Genomic DNA, 16,767 nt, shown 5'->3' on the forward strand with positions numbered 1-16,767 from the left:
GGCAGCGGATGACTAGGAGCTGTCCGGTCGATCATGTGACAGGTTCGCTCGTGGCTCGTTGGTCTGAGCATGGGGCGGGCTCTGCGGGGTGATTTGTCGGATGCCGAGTGGGAACGGCTGCGGCCGTTGCGGCCGGTGGCGGGACCACCGGCAGGTGATCGACGGTATTTTGCACCGGGTGCGGACCGGGGTGTGGCGGCGGGATCTGCCGGAGCGGTTCGGGCCGTGGAAGACGGTCTACGAGCGCCATCGGTTGTGGTCGGCGGACGGCACCTGGGAGAACCTGCTGCCGCACGTCCAGGCCGCAGCGGACGCGGCGGGGGACGTCGACTGGGACGTCTCCGTCGATTCGACCAGCGTGCGCGCTCATCAGCAGGCGGCGGGCGCCCGCAAGGAACCACCACCCGCACTGTCCCTTTCAAAGGGGGCGCGGCGGCAGAACACCAGGCCGAACCTCCGTGGCAGAGCCTGGTCGCCCGCCTGGCGAAGGTGGTGCGGGAGGTGAGGGACTGGGCCGCTCGCGGGGCGGCTTCACCAGCAAGATCCACATGAGCGCCGACGGACGCTGCCGACCGCTCTCCCTGCTGCTCACCGCCGGACAGCGGGGCGGCAGCCCCCAGTTGAGGCCGGTGCTGGAGAAGATCCGCGAGCCTCGCCCCGGACCGGGCAGGCCCCGCAAGAAGCCCGACAGCGTCGCTGCGGACAAGGCACACAGCAACTGCCCCTGCCGCGCATTCCTGCGACGTCGCGGCATCCCGCACACGATCCCCGAGAAGACCGACAGTCAGGCCGGCCACCTGCGCAAAGGCTCACACGGCGGACGGCCACCCAGCTTCGACGAAGACCGCTACAAGAAACGCAACACCGTCGAACGGGCCATCAACAAGCTCAACAACCATCAAGCCGTGGCCACCCGCTACGACAAAAGCGGCCACGTCTTCCTCGGCACCGCCACCGCAGCAAGTCTCGTCATCTGGCTCCGCACATGATCGACCGGACAGCTCCTAGGCGCTGGGGTGCTCACTGGAGTCCGGTCGGTGCGATGATCCTGGCATGCCAGGTGAGAGGAGCCTCCATGGTTCAGGTGCCAGATGTGGAGCGTGTTGCTGATGCCGGGCAGTGGGCGGTGCTCGCCTTGACCGGGGAGGTCGACCTGAGCCTGGTGACTCGGGTACGGGAGGCGGTTGACGAGCTTGTCGCCGATGGCCGGGTGTGGGTGGTGTGGGATCTGAAGCGCGTGAATTTCATGGACTCCTCCGGTGTGGGCGTCCTCGTCTACACGATGCGCTCGGTCGAGGAGCACAACGGCAGCGTCCGGCTGGCAGGGCTGAGCGGGCAGGTTCGTCGGCTGCTGACCCTGACCGGGATGGACACGGAGATCGACTGCTACCCCGACCTCGCCTCGGCATCAGACCAAAACCTTCAGTGAACAGAGAGCCAGCCAAGGAAACTTCCGGCCCCGCGCCGGGTTCGGCGCAATGCGCAACGTGGAGAGTTTACGGAGGGCGGTACCCCGGTCGGTCCGCTGGCCGGTGGGGCATTGATGACCCTGTTGTTTGAGGCGGCGGGCGCAGGTGTGTACGCCACGGACGCCCGAGGCGTGGTGCTTGCCTGCAATCCATGGACGAAAAACTCCTCGGCTCCGAGCCGGGCTGCCTAATCGGTGCTGCGAGGAGATCGTCGGGGAAATCGGTCACACCAGCGAGGGTACGACCGGCCACCCCACGGCACGGGGCCCACTCCGGCCACCCTAGCCGTCTGCCGGTCACGTGGCCCAGGGCACTCCGAGCGTGACGAGCTGGGCGCGCTGTCGTCTGCCACTACAACGTCAGTCGTTCTGCCACGGAAGGTGTCAGCGAGGCTGGAGTTCGGCGAGCAGGCTGCGGATGCGCCGCTCGATCGCGTCGCGGATCGGGCGGACGGCGTCGATGCCTTGCCCGGCCGGGTCGTCGAGCTTCCAGTCGAGGTACTGCTTGCCGGGGAAGACCGGGCAGGTGTCGCCGCAGCCCATGGTGATCACCACGTCGGACGCCCGAACGACTTCCGTGGTCAACACCTTCGGCGTCTCGGCGGACATATCGATGCCGGCTTCCGCCATCGCTAGCACGGCGGCGGGGTTCACGGCGTCGGCTGGTGCGGACCCGGCGGAACGGACCTCGACCTGGCCTTCGGAGAGGTGGGTGAGGAAGGCGGCGGCCATCTGCGAGCGGCCGGCGTTGTGCACACACACGAACAGCACGGACGGCTTGGACTCAGACACGGGCGGAACCTTCGCGGGAGACGGCCGGTGCAGCCGCTTCAGCGGGCTGGGGGAAGAAGCGGCGGGCGGCCAAGGCGACGTAGACCAGGCCGATCAGGACGGGCACCTCGATGAGGGGCCCGACCACTCCGGCGAGCGCCTGGCCGGAGGTGACGCCGAAGGTGGCGATGGCGACCGCGATGGCCAGTTCGAAGTTGTTGCCCGCGGCGGTGAACGCCAGCGTGGTGGCACGCGGGTAGTCGAGTCCGACCGCGCGGCCGGCGGTCATGGATCCGGCCCACATCACGGCGAAGTACGCCAGTAGCGGCAGCGCGATCCGTACGGCGTCGAGCGGCTGAGAGGTGATGGCGTCGCCTTGGAGGGCGAAGAGTACGACGATGGTGAACAGCAGCCCGTACAGGGCGAACGGCCCGATGCGTGGGATCAGCGTGGTCTCGTACCAGGCGCGTCCTTTGGTTTTCTCACCGAGGCGGCGGGTGAGGAGCCCGGCCAGCAGCGGGATGCCGAGGAAGATCAGCACCGAGCGAGCGATCTCCCAGACGGGGACGTCGAGGGCGGTCTGCTGGAGGTCGAGCCAGCCGGGGAGCACGGTCAGGTAGAACCAGCCGAGCAGGCCGAAGGCGAGGACCTGGAAGACGGAGTTCAGCGCGACGAGGACGGCTGCGGCCTCCCGGTCGCCGCAGGCGAGGTCGTTCCAGATGATGACCATCGCGATGCAGCGGGCCAGCCCGACGATGATCAGTCCGGAGCGGTACTCGGGCAGGTCGGGCAGAAAAAGCCAGGCGAGCGCGAACATCAGCGCCGGGCCGACGATCCAGTTCAGGACCAGGGACGGGATGAGCAGGCGCCGGTCGCGGGTGACAGTGTCGAGCCGGTCGTAGCGGACCTTGGCCAGGACCGGGTACAGCATCACGAGCAGGCCCAACGCGATCGGCAGAGAGACCCCGGTGACGGTCACCCTCGCGAGCGCGTCACCCAGGCCCGGCACCAGGCGGCCAAGGCCGAGGCCGGCGGCCATCGCGGCCAGAATCCAAACGGCCAGGAAGCGGTCGAGGAACGACAGTCGCCCGGCGACCGGTCCGCCGGGCCGCGCCGTGGTGGCGGTTTCGGCGCTCATGCGGCGGTCCCGGAGTGCGCGCTCTCGGTCCCAGGCCGCCCGGCGGGCCGGGTGAGGATCGCGGCGAGGCGGTCGGTCATCTCGGGCAGCAGCCGGTAGTAGACCCAGGTCCCGCGCCGCTCGGAGTCGATGAGGCCGGCCTGTTTGAGCAGCTTGAGGTGGTGGGAGATCGTCGGCTGGGAGAGGTCGAAGGCCGGGGTGAGGTCACAGACGCAGACCTCCCCGCCCGCGCGGGACGCGATCATCGACAGCAGCCGCAGGCGCACCGGGTCGCCCAGGGCTTTGAACACCTTCGCCAGCGTTTCGGCCTGATCCTCGTCCAGTGGGGCGGTCAGCAGCCCCGGACAGCATCCGCCGGCGCCGTCCTGACTGAGCACCGCAAATCCTTGTTTTGACATGCTTCTATGTTGACGTTTTTCTATTCAGGTCGCAAGGTTGCATCGACAGACATCAATGCAACCTGATCGAGGAGACTACTGTGTCCCGTGTCCAGCTCGCGCTCAACGTCGCCGACCTCGAAGCATCGATCGCCTTCTACTCCAAGATGTTCGGCGTCGAGCCCACCAAGCGCCGCCCCGGATACGCGAACTTCGCCATCGCCACGCCGCCGCTCAAGCTCGTCCTCATCGAGGGCGAGCCGGGCCAGGTCACCCGCCTGGACCACCTCGGTGTTGAGGTGGAGAGCACCGACGAGGTCACCGCCGCCACCGCCCGGCTCAAAGACTCCGGGCTCGCCACGTTCGAGGAGAACGACACGCCCTGCTGCTACGCCCTCCAGGACAAGGTGTGGGTCCACGGGCCCGGCAAGGAACCGTGGGAGGTTTATGTCGTCAAGGCCGACGCCGGCCAGCTCGGCAAAAACGCCGCATTGCAAGGCGACACCTGCTGTGCGGGCCAGCCGGAGGCGGCCGAGACCGCACCGGTGGCCGCCGACTGCCCCTGCGGCAGCTGAGAAACCTCGTACGCGCCGGACAGGTCGCCTTCCCCTCTGGGTGAGTTGCGCCGGGACGCCGTTCTCGGCCCGGCTGCGCCACCCCCACGCCCAGGCCCTCGTAGCCCTCAAGCCCATGGTCCTCCCCCGAGGCCCGAGGGGACGGGCCGCTCCGCTCTCTTCCGCGCGACCCACCGCGCACGTACCGCGAAGCCACGCGGGAAGGCCGCCCTCGCCTTCGCCGGCAGCATCCGCTGCACGGGTCGCACCGGGCCCGCCGCGAGGCGCCGGTGCCCGGGCGTTTCGAGCCGGAGCTCCTGCTCTGCCCGCCTCTCTCGCCGACCGCTGCTGCCACGCGATCCGACCGCTGGGGGTGGGCGGCGTTGCGCCAGGTGGTTGTGCTGTGGGACACATGGCGATTGTTGGGGTGGTCAATCCGCCTGGTTGGGGCGGTGGTCCGTTCCTATGGGCACATGCCGACAACCCTGCCTGTCCATGTCCCTGGTGAGCGTCGTGGCGTGCGACGTTCCGCGTTTCGCGCCGCTTTGGCCGTCGTCACTGCGGCGACCGTGACCGCCGCCGGTTTCTCGCTGTCCGGTACCGGCGCGAGGGCCGCTGACGGTGATGTGGCCAACAGCGTCCTGGCCGATCTCACCCTCTCCGATGTGCCCGTGGCCGGGCTGAACGCCTTCACCGGTGTTTTCGGCACGGCCGGTTCCCCGCCGAACGGGGGACTGGACAACGGGGACCTCTCCGACCCGTCGGGTGTCCTGGACTTTCTGACCGTTCGGGGTCAGGCGGTGGCCAGGACGAACGCCGAGGCGCAGAGGAACTTCGCGCAGGCACAGGCCTCCGGGTTCACCCTCTCGCTGAACGAGCGGGACTTCCTCAGCGTGGGGTCCCTGGACGCCTACGCCGAGTGCGTCCCCGCCCCGATCGGCCCGCTCGCCCTGGCCTACGCGCGCACCGACTCCAACACCATCGGTGTCCTGGGACGCCAGGTGCCCACCGGGACGACACAACTGGAGGTCACCGGAGCGGAGCTGGGCGCCGAGGACGTCAGCACAGCCACCCTCACCGTCCGGTACAACCGGATCGAAGACCCCTCCGGGGGCACCTACCAGGCGCAGACCTCCGCCCGGGCGGGCCTGGACATCACCATCTCCGGGAACCTGCGCGACGAGGACGGCCAAGAGCTCTACGACGGACCCCTCGTCGACGCCGAGCTCGGCCACGTGAACGTCACCTGCGACGACACCACCACACCGCCCGTCACCACACCTCCGCCCCCTCCGCCGCCGGTCACCGACCCGCCCGTCACCGTTCCGCCGGTGACCGTTCCGCCGGTGACCGTTCCGCCGGTCACCGTGCCTCCCGTCACCGTCGCGCCGATGACCGACCCGCCCGTCACCATCCCGCCCGTCACCGTGCCCCCGGTCACCGTTCCGCCGGTCACGGTTCCCCCGGTCACCCTTCCGCCGACCAAGCCCCCCGTCACCAAGCCGCCGGTCACGCATCGTCCTACTCCCACCCCGACGAAGCCCGCACCCAGCCACAAGCCGGACCACGGCTACGGCGACCACAGCGACGACTGAGCAGCCGCTCTTGCGGTCGGCGAGGCCCCGGCCGCCGGGGCGGCCGGGGCCTCGCCGACCTGCTTGATGCGACCGCGCGCCCGCATCCACTCCGCCAGAAAGGCTCGCCCACAGCTCGTGCGTCACGCGCTCGCGCTGAGCTTCGCGTTCGTTCTTCCGCGGTCCGGTCCGGTCACAGCGGCGGCGAGGAAAGATCCCGTGCTGTCGCCCGGTCGCGCGGGCATCTGTCGCGGGATGGCAACGCAGGAACGAGTATTTCTGCTGAAGAGGTCAGGCTGATCATTTGTGAGGGTCCGTGAGGCCTGGTGAGCGGTTGAGGCGCTGAAAGGAGCGATCATGTGCACGCGTGCGGTCTGGACGCATTCTGGTGACGCGGTTCTCGCGGGCCGGAACATGGACTGGCAAGAGGACCTGGGAACCAACCTGTGGGTGTTCCCCCGGGGCATGGAGCGGGTCGACGGTCTCGGCGGGACGCTCACGTGGAAGTCGTCCCACGGAAGTCTCGTGGCCGCTGCCCATGATCTGGCGACTGTCGACGGACTGAACGAGGAGGGGCTCGCAGCTCATCAGCTCTTCCTCGCCGAATCCGACTACGGGCAGCGGGACGAGGGCCGTGTCGCTCTGAGCGTCGCGGTGTGGATGCAGTACGTCCTTGACAACTTCACGACCGTCGCCGAGTCCGTCAACTGGATGGTCTCCTCTCAGCTCCAGATCGTGACACAGAGCGACCCGTCGAGCGGCAAGGCGGTGAACCTGCATCTCGCGCTGGAGGACCGCTCGGGAGATTCCGCGATCATCGAGTACCTCGACGGAATTCCGCAGGTGCACCACGACCACGCCTACACGGTCGTCACCAACTCACCCCCCTACGAGCAGCAGTTGGCTCACCTGAAAACCATTCAGGGACTGGGAGGCAGCACCCCGCTGCCCGGTGGCACCGATGCTTCCGACCGCTTCGCCCGCGCGGCCTACTACCTCACCCGGCTGCCGCAGCCGACCAGCACCTCCGAAGCGGTCGCCTCGCTCCTGAGCGTCATGCGCAACGCCGCCCAGCCATTCCGGGTGCCCGACCCCCACAAGCCCTACGCCTCGCAGACGATCTGGCGCACGGTCATCGATCTGACCCACGGTATTTACGTGTACGAATCGACTTCGCGGCCCAACATCATCTGGGTGCGCATGTCGGAACTCGACCTCTCCGAGGGCGCGCCCGCCATGAAGCTCGATCTTGCCGACGACACCGGTCTCAGCGGCGGGTTCGTCGGGGACGTCTCCGCCCGGTTCACCCCCTCCACACCGATGCACTTCCTGCCGGCGCACTGAGCTGGCGCGTCGCGGGCACTGTCACGATCTCCGCCGCGAGCATCCCCTCGCGCTCGCGGAACACGATGACCCGCTCCTCCCCGCTCCGTCCGGGGGAGGTGCCGGGTGCACACGGGCCCTCGAAATCCGTCCGGCCTTTCCTACGGGAGCATCGGCCCGGCCGTGACCGGCAGCGCCGCGCAGGGACCGTGAGGGCAGCACACGTGGTGGTGAGCTCGCGGTGCGCCGGGAGGAGTGTGCCGGGGGATCGACCGTACCTGCGGGGCTCGACCGCCCCGGTCAGGTACCCGTTTCCAGCGCGGTGGCCGCGCGGGCGGCCTCCGTGCTGAAGAACCGATCCCCGGGGTTTGCGCACGAGCTGCGTTGCTACGGGGAGAGGGGCCGGCGGATCGCTCCAGCCCCTCCCACTACGCCGTCCGGCGTCCCTGTTCGCCGGGTCAGACCTTGAGGAACTCCAGGAGGTCCTTGTTGAACTTCTCCTTGTCGCCCGGGACGAGGGCGATGCCATGGGAGCCGCCCTCGTAGACCTTGAGTTCGGCGCCGGAGACGAGCTGGGCCGTCTTCTTGCCGGTGGCCTCGAAAGGGACGACCTGGTCGTCGTCGCCGTGCACGACGAGGGTGGGGATGTCGAACTTCTTGAGATCCTCGTGGAAGTCGGTCCCCGCGAAGGCGTCGACGCAGGCCACCCCGCCCTCGATGGTCTCGTTCATGGCCATGAGCCAGAACGCGTCCTTGTTGCCCTGGGTGACCTTGTTGCCCTCGCGGTTGGCGCCGAAGAAGCCGACCGCGGTGTCGCGCCAGAACTGCGAGCGCTCGGCGAGGATGCCGTTCTTGATGTCGTCGAAGACGCTCTGGGGGACGCCCTCGGGGTTGTCGGGGCCCTGGAGCATGAGCGGCGGGATCGCCGAGAGCAGGACGGCCGAGTGAACGCGCTCGGTGCCGTGGCGGCCGATGTAGCGGGCGAGTTCGCCGCCGCCCATCGAGTGCGCGACGAGCGTGACGTCACGCAGGTCGAGCTGCGTGATGAGGTCGTTCAGGTCGTCGGCGAAGGTGTCGAAGTCGTAGCCGTCGAAGACCGGCGTCGAGCGGCCGTGGCCGCGCCGGTCGTGCGCGATGCCCCGGTAGCCGGCGTCGGCGACCGCCTTGAGCTGGTCCTGCCAGGCGTCACCGCTCAGCGGCCACCCGTGGATGAAGACGACCGGGCGGCCCTGGCCCCAGTCCTTGTAGAAGATCTCGACTCCGTCACGCGTCGTGCAGACAGGCATGGTGGTCCCTTCTCGGAGGTGTGGGGCGCGCCCGCGGTCCCTTGGGTGACCCCCGAGGCGCCGGCAGTTAGGCACCGCGCCTCAATCTTCACTATCACCCGAAAAACGGCAAATCGCATATTGCGACGAGGGGTACCTGGAGCAGGTGGAGTCGTCCGCCCACGCAACCTCCGCCACCTCGCCGCTCAGACCCTCCCGAACCCAAGCCCTTCCGTATCCGGCCGGTGCGGCCAACCCGGGCACAGGGACCTGTTCACCCCCGAGTGCGGGCTCGGCCGGGATAGCGGCGCCACGAGACGAGCGGAAAGGCGGTGCGCACGGTGTCGAGGCCACACCGAGTTGCCGAAGATCGGGTAATCGCCCTACCGGCAGGGGTGCACCTGCCCGGGCGAGGTGCCCGTCCCGGCGCCGCCGACTGTGCGGGCGGATTCCGGCCGGCAACGGATCGCCGCTTCCATGCCACCGTCACCGCCGCGGCACTCCGGCGCTGGAGCCACCAGTGATCCGCCGGACGGAACCTGGTGCGTACGCGTCCGCCCCATCTCGTTTGACATATCGCTAGGGCCCTAACATTATTGGTTAGGTGGCTAGCGAAAAGATGCACGGACAGCACGAGTCCGCGGGTGCGTGGGCGAAGCGGTACTACCAGACCAGTCAAGCGGCTCTGGAATCGGTCCTGCGCCCCTACGGGCTCGGGCCGACCCAGTGGTACGTGCTGTATCACCTGGCTCACGACGGTCCGACCAAGCAGCGCGACCTCGTGCGCGCGCTGCGCATAGAGCGGGCCACGATGACCGGCGTCGCGTCCGCACTGGTCCGCAAGGGGTTCGTCGAACAGACACCCGACCCCGGAGACATGCGTCAGAAGACGCTGCGCCTGACCGAACCTGGCCGCGAACTGTGGACACGGCTGCCCGACCCCGTCGCCCGCATCCTCGCCGTCGCCTTCGATGGCGTGAGCGAGGAGGAGCAGGCACGGGTCGCCGCCGTGCTGCGCGGGGCCACCGAACGACTCGCCCACCATCTGAAGGAAGAGACAACCCCCTCATGACGATCCTCGTCACCGGCGCCACCGGACTGGTAGGCGCGCGCCTCCTGCCCCGCCTCGTCGATGCCGGCATCGACTGCCGCGCCCTCGTCCGCCCCGGCAAGTCCGCCCCCGAAGGCGCCACGCCCGTCGAAGGCGACATCCTCGACCCCGCTTCCCTCGACGGGGCACTCGACGGCGTCACCGACGTCGTCCACCTGGCCGCCCTGTTCCGCACCCAGGACACGGCCGCCATCCACCGCACCAACGTCGAGGGCACCCGCAATCTCATCGCGGCGACCAGGGCCCAGGCCCCGCAGGCACGCTTCACCATGGCCAGCACCAACCTCGTCTACGGCTCCGGCCTGACCCGCCCCGCCCGCGAGGGCGACCCCACCACCGCCGACCTCCCCTACCCGGCCAGCAAAATCCTGGCCGAGGCCGACCTCAAAGCCAGCGGCCTCAACTGGAACATCCTGCGCTTCGGCTTCGTCTACGGCGACAAGGACGGCCACCTCGAATCCGCCCCCGCCCTCATGGGCGGCTGGAAGTGGCACCCCGCCCAGACCCTCAGCCTCATCCACCACCGCGACATCGCCACCACCGTGAGGCTTGCCCTCGCCGGGGCGCTCGACGGACACACCGTCAACGTCGTGGACGAGGCCCCCACCACCATCTACGAAATCGCCCAGATCGTCGGCGCCCCCTACGAGCCCTCCGCCGAACCACTCCACGACCCCTGGACGGGCCGCGCCGACGGCACCCTCCTGCGCACCCTGGGCTTCACCCCCACCGTCCCCACCGTCCACCAGGCCCAGCGCGACGGCCTGCTGTAAGGGGAGCAACGCGCGGCGCTGCGGCGGGTATCAGTCTCCCGGAGCCGCTGCGGCGCCGCGCACCGACAGCAATGCCCCCTGCCCTGTGCCGCCCGCGTACGGCTCCATGATTCCCTCCATGTCAGCGCGACGACCGTTGCGCGAGCCATCACCGTCGCAGGTGGCACCCGGTCCAGGAACGGCCGGCCTGGAAGTTCGCATGAGCGGCCGGACAGTTCCCAGGTGGGGGTTGGGGCGGGTTCTCCTCGTGGTCCCGGCGTCAGAGCACGACGTCGGCGAGTCGGCGGATCTCGTCGATGTCGTCGCTGGTCGGGTTGAGGATCAGCTCATCCGCACCGATGGCTTCGAACTCATCGACGGTCTTCTTGACCACGTCCGCCCCTCCGCTCACCGCGGACGCGATGAAACCGGCTGTCTCCGCTCCCGCGGTGGAGTAGTAGTCGTAGACGTTCGCGCGCCCGCCCTCGGCATCCTTGATGGCGTAGTAGGCGATGGCGACCAAGTACGGAGAACCCTCGCGTCCGGCCTCCTTCCAGGCTGCGCGCACGCTGTCGAAGGAACCGGCGATCATGTCCGCCGGTACCGAAGCGCCGATGTAGCCGCGGCCGGAGCGCGCCACCCGGTTGTACGAGGCCCGGACCATGCCACCGAAGAGCAGAGGCACCTCACGGCTGCCCTTGGGCACCAGCGGGTTGTCGCAGCCGGCGGGGGTCTCGCCGCGCCACACGCTCTTGTAGGTCTCGATGTCGCGGTCGAGCCGCTTGCCCGTGCCGCGCGCGCCCAGGCCCTCCACGACGAAGTCGTCGGCCCGTCCTCCAAGGCCGATGCCGAGGGTGAGACGCCCGCCCGAGACACCGTCGATGCCCTGTGCTTCCTTGGCCAGGAGGTGAGCGGGCCAGACCGGGCCGAGCAGGACGTTGCTGATGAGCCCGATCCTGCTGGTGGCGCCCGCCGCCGCCGCGAGCGCGACCGTGTCCATCACCCCCGGGTAGGCGATACGGCCCACGCTGCCCAGGGTGGAGAAGCCCGCGTCCTCGGCACGCCGTGCCCATTCCGGAATGATGTCCGCTTTGACATCGCGTATCTGATTGGGGATCCCGATACCGATCTTCATGAGCTGTGCTCCTTGTGCGAGTGGTGGGTGGGTCGGATCTTCGTGCTTCCCCGTGGCATCGCCCTGCGGCGCTTGCCGCTCCTTCGGAGGCTCGGGAGTGATGGGCGGTGGAGGTGCCCTGGGCGTCCGGTGAGCCGGAGCCACCGGCAGGACAACGGCGGAGTGGCGTGCCCCGTATCACGGATGTCCGCGTGTCCTACGGATGCCCCCCGTCGAGGGGCAGATCAATTCCGTTGGCCAGGCGGTTCTCCAGCAGGAACCGGCTGGCGCCGACGACGTCGGCCATGCGGCCGAGCTCACCGGTCAACGTCTGCGCCCGGAATGTGGCCAAAGCGTCGCTCAGTTCAGGTTTGCCTTGCCAGAACGGGCTGTCGCCGATGGGCCCGGGGTGGATCGCGTTCACCCGGACCGGCGCGAGCTCGGTGCTCAAGGTCCGCACCATGCCGGTCACGGCGGCGTTGACGGCCGTCAGGATCGTCGAACCGGGATACGGGTAGTCCTTGGCGCCGCCGCCGAACAGCAGCACCGCCGCATCCGGCGCCAGTCGTTCCGCGAGGGCGGATATGACGGCCGTGTACCCGACGATCTTGGTCACGGCCAACGTGCTGGCGGCCGCTATGTCGAAGCCGGACAGGGTGTTCCGGTCGCGGACCATCCCGGCCAGGACGAGCCGGTCGAGTCGCCCGACCGGGGCGAGTGCCGCGGCCACGGTCTCCGGACGGCTGAGGTCAAGCGCCAGGCCGGTGACCGCGTCGGCACAAGGTCGGCCGCCGCTCGTGGTGAGGGCCGGTGGATGGCCGGGCACGGTGGAGCTGCTCTGAGCGGCACCACGTGCCCCCGCCGCCTCGGCGGTGAGTTCGGAGGCCACGGTCTCGGCCCGGTCGGCGTCGCGCCCGGTGATGACCACCTTCGCGCCGTCGCGCAGGTAAGCGGCCGCCAGTTCGCGTCCGGTGCCCTGTGTGGCGCCGACGATGAGGATGCTGGTCAACTCGTTTTCAGCCTTTCATCGAGGTGCGTGGTATCGCGGTCCGTCGCCCAGTCATGCCGACTGCTCATCCGAAGGAGCTCGTCAAGCCGCTGCGGCCAGCCGCCGCCGGTAGCGCGCGTACTCCCGCGGGCCGCTGACGGCGAGCTGCGTGAACAGATCGGGAGGCAAGGAGGCTTCGAGCACCCCGTACAGTTCCGGATCGATGTCGTGCAGCAGCATGCCGAAGAACAGGGGGTACTGTTCCGGCCGCAGGCAAGCGATCCCGTGCATCCCCACCTCGCCCCACTCCGGCGCGCTCAGCCACGTGTCGATGAGGACGAGTGCGTGGGTCTCCTCGGCTTTCAGATGCGCCTCCACGACCGGGATCAGCTCGCGCAGCGCGTCCACGACGGCCCCGCGGCGCACCGCGTCGGGGTTGGCCCGCCAGGACGCGGCCGCGCCGGTGAGCGTGGCCAACCCCCGGTCGATCCCGGCGTGGTCGGCCTGCATCGTGGCCAGCACGGGCGCGGCGTCTGCCGGGGCGCGCTCGGCGAGCTTCGGCCAGACGAGTACGTCCTCGCCCTCATGATGGGCGTGCAGGATCAGGGTGACGAAGTCGATGTGGTCGGCGACGACCTCGACGCGCTCACCGTCTCCCGCCCCGGTGTCCTCGACGTACGCGGGGAGATCAGCCAACTCCCTGCGCAGCATGGCGTGGATGGCGTACATATCACGGCTGTCGGCCGGTGAGTCGTTGCCGGCCGGCTCGGGGTGGTCGGGGGGCGCGCCGCCGGGTGCGGGTGCGGATTCGGGCTCAGTCACGGATGCTCTCCAGTGCAGGCATGGTGCCGTCCGCGGCGGAGCGGATCGGCCGGTCCGTCGCGGGAGCATGATGTGCAGGCACATGCCCGTAATCGATCGCGCTACGCGTCATCCGCCAAGTGCTGACTTACCCTCAGGCACCGGCTGACAGGCGGCAGAAGTCGTCAACCCGAAGGGGGAAAGGTGCTGGCCGCTGCGCACCGTGCCCACCGGCCGGATCATGCCCGACCACCGGCCTCCCCGGCGTCCAACGGCTCTGCGTCGAGCTTGTCCTGCCTCGGCGGCCGTGCGGGAGCGGTACCGCGAGCGGCCCTCAGCCGTCCCGCTGCTGGGCGGCACCATCTCGGCCGCCGGCGTCCTCGCGTGTCACTGGAGCAACGGACAGGTCGGCCCGTCACGTACACCGTGAGTGCGGTCGCCTGGGCAGCCGTGCGGAACATCGGCCTCGGCCGCCACCATGACCTCCGGCTACTCGCTCGGCTCAGTCGTCCAGCGCGAGGTGATCACGCTCGACCTCGACCTGCTCCGTTGCCTGGCCGGGACAGTGGACCGGCCGGCGAGGAGCGAGACGTCAACGATCCCGCGCTGGGGCCCGTGGCCTCTCATACACTCTCCAGGTCCCCGGCACCCGGCAGGAGTGGAAGCACATGGCAGCCCCCTCGGGCAGCAGGGGGTGAGGGTGACGGAGCGCAGGAGGCACGGTCGTGAGCGGGCGGACGGGCGCTCGCCCCACAGCCGTCCGGCCGGCAGCTGCAAGGGTTGTCGAGCCGCCGCGGCGGCGGTGCGGACGCGGGCTCAGGCACGGCGGCCGTCCGGGGCGAGGAGCCGGCCCGCGCGCTTGCGGGTGCGCAACAAGATGGCGCTGTCGAGAACCGCGCCAGCGCCGAGCAACTCCTCCAATCGGGTCTGGAAGCGGTCGGCCTGGAGCAGTCCGCTCGTCCAGGCCGTCACGACAAGTGCGGCGGGGCCGGTCGTTGACAGGCAAAGCCGCACGCGTGGGTCGACACACAGCCGTGCGAGCGCGGCCTCGCGCCGCACGGGTGGTGCCGCGCACCACCACACCCCGGCGACCGGGCGCCCGGTCCATGGTTGCGCGAGCTCGCAGCGAAGGACGAGCGCTCCGGCGCCGAGGAGCCGGTTGACCTGCCGCCGTATCGTCGCGGCGGGCCGTCCCGTGCGGACCGCGAGGTCGACCGCGCGAGTGCGGCTGTCCTCGGCGAGAGCGGCGACGAGCGGCGCGTACACGGGCGACTGGAGGTCGATCGGGCCCGCGGTGAGCGGGGCCCGCGTGCGGGTGGCCCGCGGGTGGGCGCCGATTGTCGCGCACTGGGCCGGGTCGAGCGCGCCGAGGCGCCAGCCGCCGCCGTCCCGGTGGACCATCGTGCCGAGATGGCTGCGCAGCGCGGTGATGCCGGGCACGCGGCTCACCTCGTCCAGGAGCAGCCGGGACAGTTCGGCGAAGGAAGAGGCGGCGAGGGTCAGGACGAGTTGTCTCCCGCGCGCGGCGAAGGCGAGGCCGCGCACGAATGGAAGGGCCTCCAGTGCGCTGACCACGGTGTCCAGGTCGGCGAGAGCGCAGTCGACCTCGACGAGCGCACGCTGCGCGGTGGCTCCGCCGACCCCGCTCGGCGGGCTCGCGCAGAGCCAGGCGAGACGCCGCTCGCGCAGCCGGGCCCAGCGCGCGGCGAGTGCCGTGGGAGAGGCACCGAGGACGGGGGCGAGGGCGCTCCACGGGATACGGGGGGCGAGTTGGAGGGCGTGGAGGAGGGCGAGGTCGGACTCGGTGAAGGGGGTGGGTGGTGCAGGCCCACCCGGATGCGCGTTTTCGGCGCGGGAGGGGCCTTCGGCGCGTGTTTCCACAGGTGCGATGTCCTTCTCGTGCCGCTCGCCTACGGTCGCCTGAACGATGGCGCGCCTTCGGCACCAGGGCGCCGAAGACGCGTGAAGCGTCACGTACTTCAATGAATGCGGGTGATCTCATGACGACGGCGACGGGCGTACTCGCGGGGCGGGTTGCGCTGGTGACAGGAGCGGGTCAGGGTATCGGCGCGGGTATCGCGCGGGCGCTCGCCGACGAGGGCGCGGACGTGGCTGTGCTCGACCTCGACGCAGGGCGGGCTGAGGCGGTCGCGGCGGAGGTGGGCGGACTCGCGGTGCGCTGCGACGTGAGTGACGCCGCACAGGTCGCGGCAGCGGTCGCGACGATTGTCGAGCGCTTCGGCACCGTCGATGTCCTCGTCAACAACGCGATGGCCCAGCGTCCCGGCGTCCCGCTCGCGGAGCTGGCAGAGGAGGACTTCGCACTCACCTATCGCGTGGGCCCCTTGGGTAGTTTCCTGCTCATGCGCGCGTGCTTCCCCTACCTGCGCGCGTCGGAGGGCGGGGGGCGGATCGTCAACTTCCGGTCGGGCTCGGAGCTCGACGGACTCGCGGGCTACGGGGCGTACGTGACCGCCAAGGGCGGCATCGCGGCGCTCACGCGCGTCGCGGCACGCGAGTGGGGCACATACGGCATCACCGTCAACGCGATCTCTCCCTTCGTCCTGAGCGAGCGGGCGCGGCACTGGTTCGCCGATCGCCCCGAGGAGCTGTCCGGTCTGCTGGCGAAGACCTCGCTGCGGCGCGCGGGCGATGCCGAGGCCGATGTCGGCCGCGCGGTCGTCTTCCTCGCTGGCCCGGACGCGGCGTACATCACGGGGTGCACGCTCCCTGTGGACGGTGGCGGACAGTTTTTCAGCTGAGGAGGTCCATCAGGCTCGGGCGGGAAACACGGCTTCCGCGGCCCCGCGGTCGTGGCGGTTGCCGCTCCCCGTACGACTACCGTTGCCCTCATGACCCTCCTGACCGTCGTCGTGGCCGACGACGAGCGCCTCGTGCGTGAGTCCTTCGCCGCGATCCTCGACGCAGAAGAGGGCATCCAGGTCCTGACGACGGCCGGGGACGGGGCCGCGTGTGTCGAGGCGGCGCGGAGGCTGAGCCCCGATGTCGTGCTCGCAGATGTACGGATGCCGCTGCTCGACGGGGTCGAGGTGGCGCGTGCGCTCGCGAACACGCCGATCGGCGTCGTGCTCATCACAGCCTTCGACGAGGACACCGTGCTGCGAGCCGCACTGCGCCTGGGGGCCAGCGGATTCCTCCTCAAGGACGCGAGCCCGGCGCTGCTCGTGGAGGCCGTGCGCGCCGCCGCGCGCGGTGACGCGCTCGTCTCCCCCTCGCTCACCCTGCGCCTGCTGCGCGGGCTGGCCCCCCAGGACCCGGAGCCGACCGTGCTCAGCGCGCGCGAACAGGAGATCACCGAGCACGTCGCCCAGGGCCGCACCAACCAGGAGATCGGCACCGCCCTTGGGCTCTCCCTTTCCTCCGTCAAGACCTACCTCGACCGTGTCCGCACCAAGCTCGGCTTACGTAATCGGGTCGAGATCGCAGCCTGGGCCTGGGAACGGGGGCTCGTGCAGGCAGGGGGCAGAGGACGCTGAACCGCCGGGCGGTGCCGGCGGCGGCAGGGAAGCG

Annotated in this window: 16 protein-coding genes and 1 pseudogene; 9 read left to right on the plus strand and 8 right to left on the minus strand. The window is 70.0% G+C overall.

What is annotated here, in order from left to right; translation table 11 throughout:
• Window positions 1–69 precede the first annotated feature (69 nt).
• Together STTU_RS32735 and STTU_RS04710 are read left to right on the plus strand one after the other, a co-directional pair.
• Window positions 70–989 (plus strand): annotated as a pseudogene (locus tag STTU_RS32735) (IS5 family transposase).
• 86 nt (window positions 990–1,075) lie between these two features.
• The gene (locus STTU_RS04710; RefSeq protein WP_007820325.1) at window positions 1,076–1,429 is read left to right on the plus strand and encodes an STAS domain-containing protein; all 354 of its coding nucleotides are present in this window, start codon (window positions 1,076–1,078) and stop codon (window positions 1,427–1,429) included.
• Between the two features lie 423 nt (window positions 1,430–1,852).
• Here STTU_RS04710 and STTU_RS04715 read toward each other — a convergent pair whose 3' ends face one another.
• Genes STTU_RS04715 through STTU_RS04725 form a run of 3 tightly spaced genes read right to left on the minus strand, consistent with a single transcriptional unit; the run spans window position 1,853 to window position 3,775 of the window.
• Window positions 1,853–2,260, minus strand: a complete 408-nt coding sequence (locus STTU_RS04715) for an arsenate reductase ArsC (RefSeq protein ID WP_043254146.1) — start codon at window positions 2,258–2,260, stop codon at window positions 1,853–1,855.
• Window positions 2,253–3,377, minus strand: a complete 1,125-nt coding sequence (gene arsB / locus STTU_RS04720) for an ACR3 family arsenite efflux transporter (protein ID WP_052862322.1) — start codon at window positions 3,375–3,377, stop codon at window positions 2,253–2,255. Before arsB ends, STTU_RS04715 begins: the two co-directional genes overlap by 8 nt.
• Window positions 3,374–3,775: an ArsR/SmtB family transcription factor gene (locus STTU_RS04725; RefSeq protein WP_043254147.1), complete on the minus strand. Its 402-nt coding sequence runs from the start codon at window positions 3,773–3,775 to the stop codon at window positions 3,374–3,376. The genes arsB and STTU_RS04725 overlap by 4 nt, the downstream gene beginning before the upstream one ends.
• A gap of 80 nt (window positions 3,776–3,855) precedes the next feature.
• Between STTU_RS04725 and STTU_RS04730 the strand changes: the two genes are divergently transcribed.
• From STTU_RS04730 to STTU_RS04740, 3 genes are all read left to right on the plus strand, one after another.
• Window positions 3,856–4,329, plus strand: coding sequence for an ArsI/CadI family heavy metal resistance metalloenzyme (locus STTU_RS04730; protein WP_043254149.1), 474 nt, complete (start codon window positions 3,856–3,858; stop codon window positions 4,327–4,329).
• 497 nt (window positions 4,330–4,826) lie between these two features.
• Entirely contained in the window at window positions 4,827–5,903 is a 1,077-nt protein-coding gene (locus tag STTU_RS04735; protein ID WP_234019149.1) for a hypothetical protein, read from the plus strand.
• Between the two features lie 336 nt (window positions 5,904–6,239).
• The gene (locus STTU_RS04740; RefSeq protein WP_043254153.1) at window positions 6,240–7,226 is read left to right on the plus strand and encodes a linear amide C-N hydrolase; all 987 of its coding nucleotides are present in this window, start codon (window positions 6,240–6,242) and stop codon (window positions 7,224–7,226) included.
• A gap of 437 nt (window positions 7,227–7,663) precedes the next feature.
• Here the strand turns inward: STTU_RS04740 and STTU_RS04745 are convergent, their stop codons facing one another.
• On the minus strand, window positions 7,664–8,491 hold the full coding sequence (locus STTU_RS04745) for an alpha/beta fold hydrolase (protein WP_043254154.1): 828 nt from the start codon (window positions 8,489–8,491) through the stop codon (window positions 7,664–7,666).
• Window positions 8,492–9,074: 583 nt separating this feature from the next.
• Here STTU_RS04745 and STTU_RS04750 point away from each other — a divergent pair.
• Window positions 9,075–9,542, plus strand: coding sequence for a MarR family winged helix-turn-helix transcriptional regulator (locus STTU_RS04750; RefSeq protein ID WP_234019151.1), 468 nt, complete (start codon window positions 9,075–9,077; stop codon window positions 9,540–9,542).
• A complete protein-coding gene (locus STTU_RS04755; protein ID WP_043254156.1) occupies window positions 9,539–10,354 on the plus strand; it encodes an NAD-dependent epimerase/dehydratase family protein in 816 nt (271 codons plus the stop codon). Before STTU_RS04750 ends, STTU_RS04755 begins: the two co-directional genes overlap by 4 nt.
• Before the next feature lie 259 nt (window positions 10,355–10,613).
• Here STTU_RS04755 and STTU_RS04760 read toward each other — a convergent pair whose 3' ends face one another.
• The 4 genes from STTU_RS04760 to STTU_RS04775 all read right to left on the minus strand — a co-directional run bounded on the left by STTU_RS04760 (window position 10,614) and on the right by STTU_RS04775 (window position 15,117).
• Window positions 10,614–11,468 carry an LLM class flavin-dependent oxidoreductase gene (locus STTU_RS04760; protein WP_043254158.1) on the minus strand — a complete coding sequence of 285 codons (855 nt, stop codon included), beginning with the start codon at window positions 11,466–11,468 and terminating at the stop codon, window positions 10,614–10,616.
• Between the two features lie 196 nt (window positions 11,469–11,664).
• On the minus strand, window positions 11,665–12,456 hold the full coding sequence (locus STTU_RS04765) for an SDR family NAD(P)-dependent oxidoreductase (RefSeq protein WP_043254160.1): 792 nt from the start codon (window positions 12,454–12,456) through the stop codon (window positions 11,665–11,667).
• 81 nt (window positions 12,457–12,537) lie between these two features.
• Window positions 12,538–13,257, minus strand: a complete 720-nt coding sequence (locus STTU_RS04770; RefSeq protein ID WP_106432112.1) for a hemerythrin domain-containing protein — start codon at window positions 13,255–13,257, stop codon at window positions 12,538–12,540.
• A gap of 795 nt (window positions 13,258–14,052) precedes the next feature.
• Window positions 14,053–15,117, minus strand: a complete 1,065-nt coding sequence (locus tag STTU_RS04775; RefSeq protein WP_078518923.1) for an Lrp/AsnC family transcriptional regulator — start codon at window positions 15,115–15,117, stop codon at window positions 14,053–14,055.
• Window positions 15,118–15,218: 101 nt separating this feature from the next.
• Here STTU_RS04775 and STTU_RS04780 point away from each other — a divergent pair, with 101 nt between their 5' ends.
• Both STTU_RS04780 and STTU_RS04785 read left to right on the plus strand, forming a co-directional pair.
• Window positions 15,219–15,998: an SDR family NAD(P)-dependent oxidoreductase gene (locus STTU_RS04780; protein ID WP_007820346.1), complete on the plus strand. Its 780-nt coding sequence runs from the start codon at window positions 15,219–15,221 to the stop codon at window positions 15,996–15,998.
• A 90-nt stretch (window positions 15,999–16,088) separates the two neighbouring features.
• The gene (locus STTU_RS04785; RefSeq protein ID WP_043254164.1) at window positions 16,089–16,733 is read left to right on the plus strand and encodes a response regulator; all 645 of its coding nucleotides are present in this window, start codon (window positions 16,089–16,091) and stop codon (window positions 16,731–16,733) included.
• Window positions 16,734–16,767 lie beyond the last annotated feature (34 nt).

The sequence above is a fragment of the Streptomyces sp. Tu6071 genome (assembly GCF_000213055.1).
Lineage (GTDB): Bacteria > Actinomycetota > Actinomycetes > Streptomycetales > Streptomycetaceae > Streptomyces > Streptomyces evansiae.

Coding starts and splice junctions, on each gene's coding strand:
- STTU_RS04710 (WP_007820325.1), top strand. CDS start 1,076: ATGGTTCAGGTGCCAGATGTGGAGCGTGTTGCTGATGCCGGGCAGTGG.
- arsB (WP_052862322.1), bottom strand. CDS start 3,377: ATGAGCGCCGAAACCGCCACCACGGCGCGGCCCGGCGGACCGGTCGCC.
- STTU_RS04725 (WP_043254147.1), bottom strand. CDS start 3,775: ATGTCAAAACAAGGATTTGCGGTGCTCAGTCAGGACGGCGCCGGCGGA.
- STTU_RS04740 (WP_043254153.1), top strand. CDS start 6,240: ATGTGCACGCGTGCGGTCTGGACGCATTCTGGTGACGCGGTTCTCGCG.
- STTU_RS04745 (WP_043254154.1), bottom strand. CDS start 8,491: ATGCCTGTCTGCACGACGCGTGACGGAGTCGAGATCTTCTACAAGGAC.
- STTU_RS04755 (WP_043254156.1), top strand. CDS start 9,539: ATGACGATCCTCGTCACCGGCGCCACCGGACTGGTAGGCGCGCGCCTC.
- STTU_RS04760 (WP_043254158.1), bottom strand. CDS start 11,468: ATGAAGATCGGTATCGGGATCCCCAATCAGATACGCGATGTCAAAGCG.
- STTU_RS04780 (WP_007820346.1), top strand. CDS start 15,219: ATGAATGCGGGTGATCTCATGACGACGGCGACGGGCGTACTCGCGGGG.
- STTU_RS04785 (WP_043254164.1), top strand. CDS start 16,089: ATGACCCTCCTGACCGTCGTCGTGGCCGACGACGAGCGCCTCGTGCGT.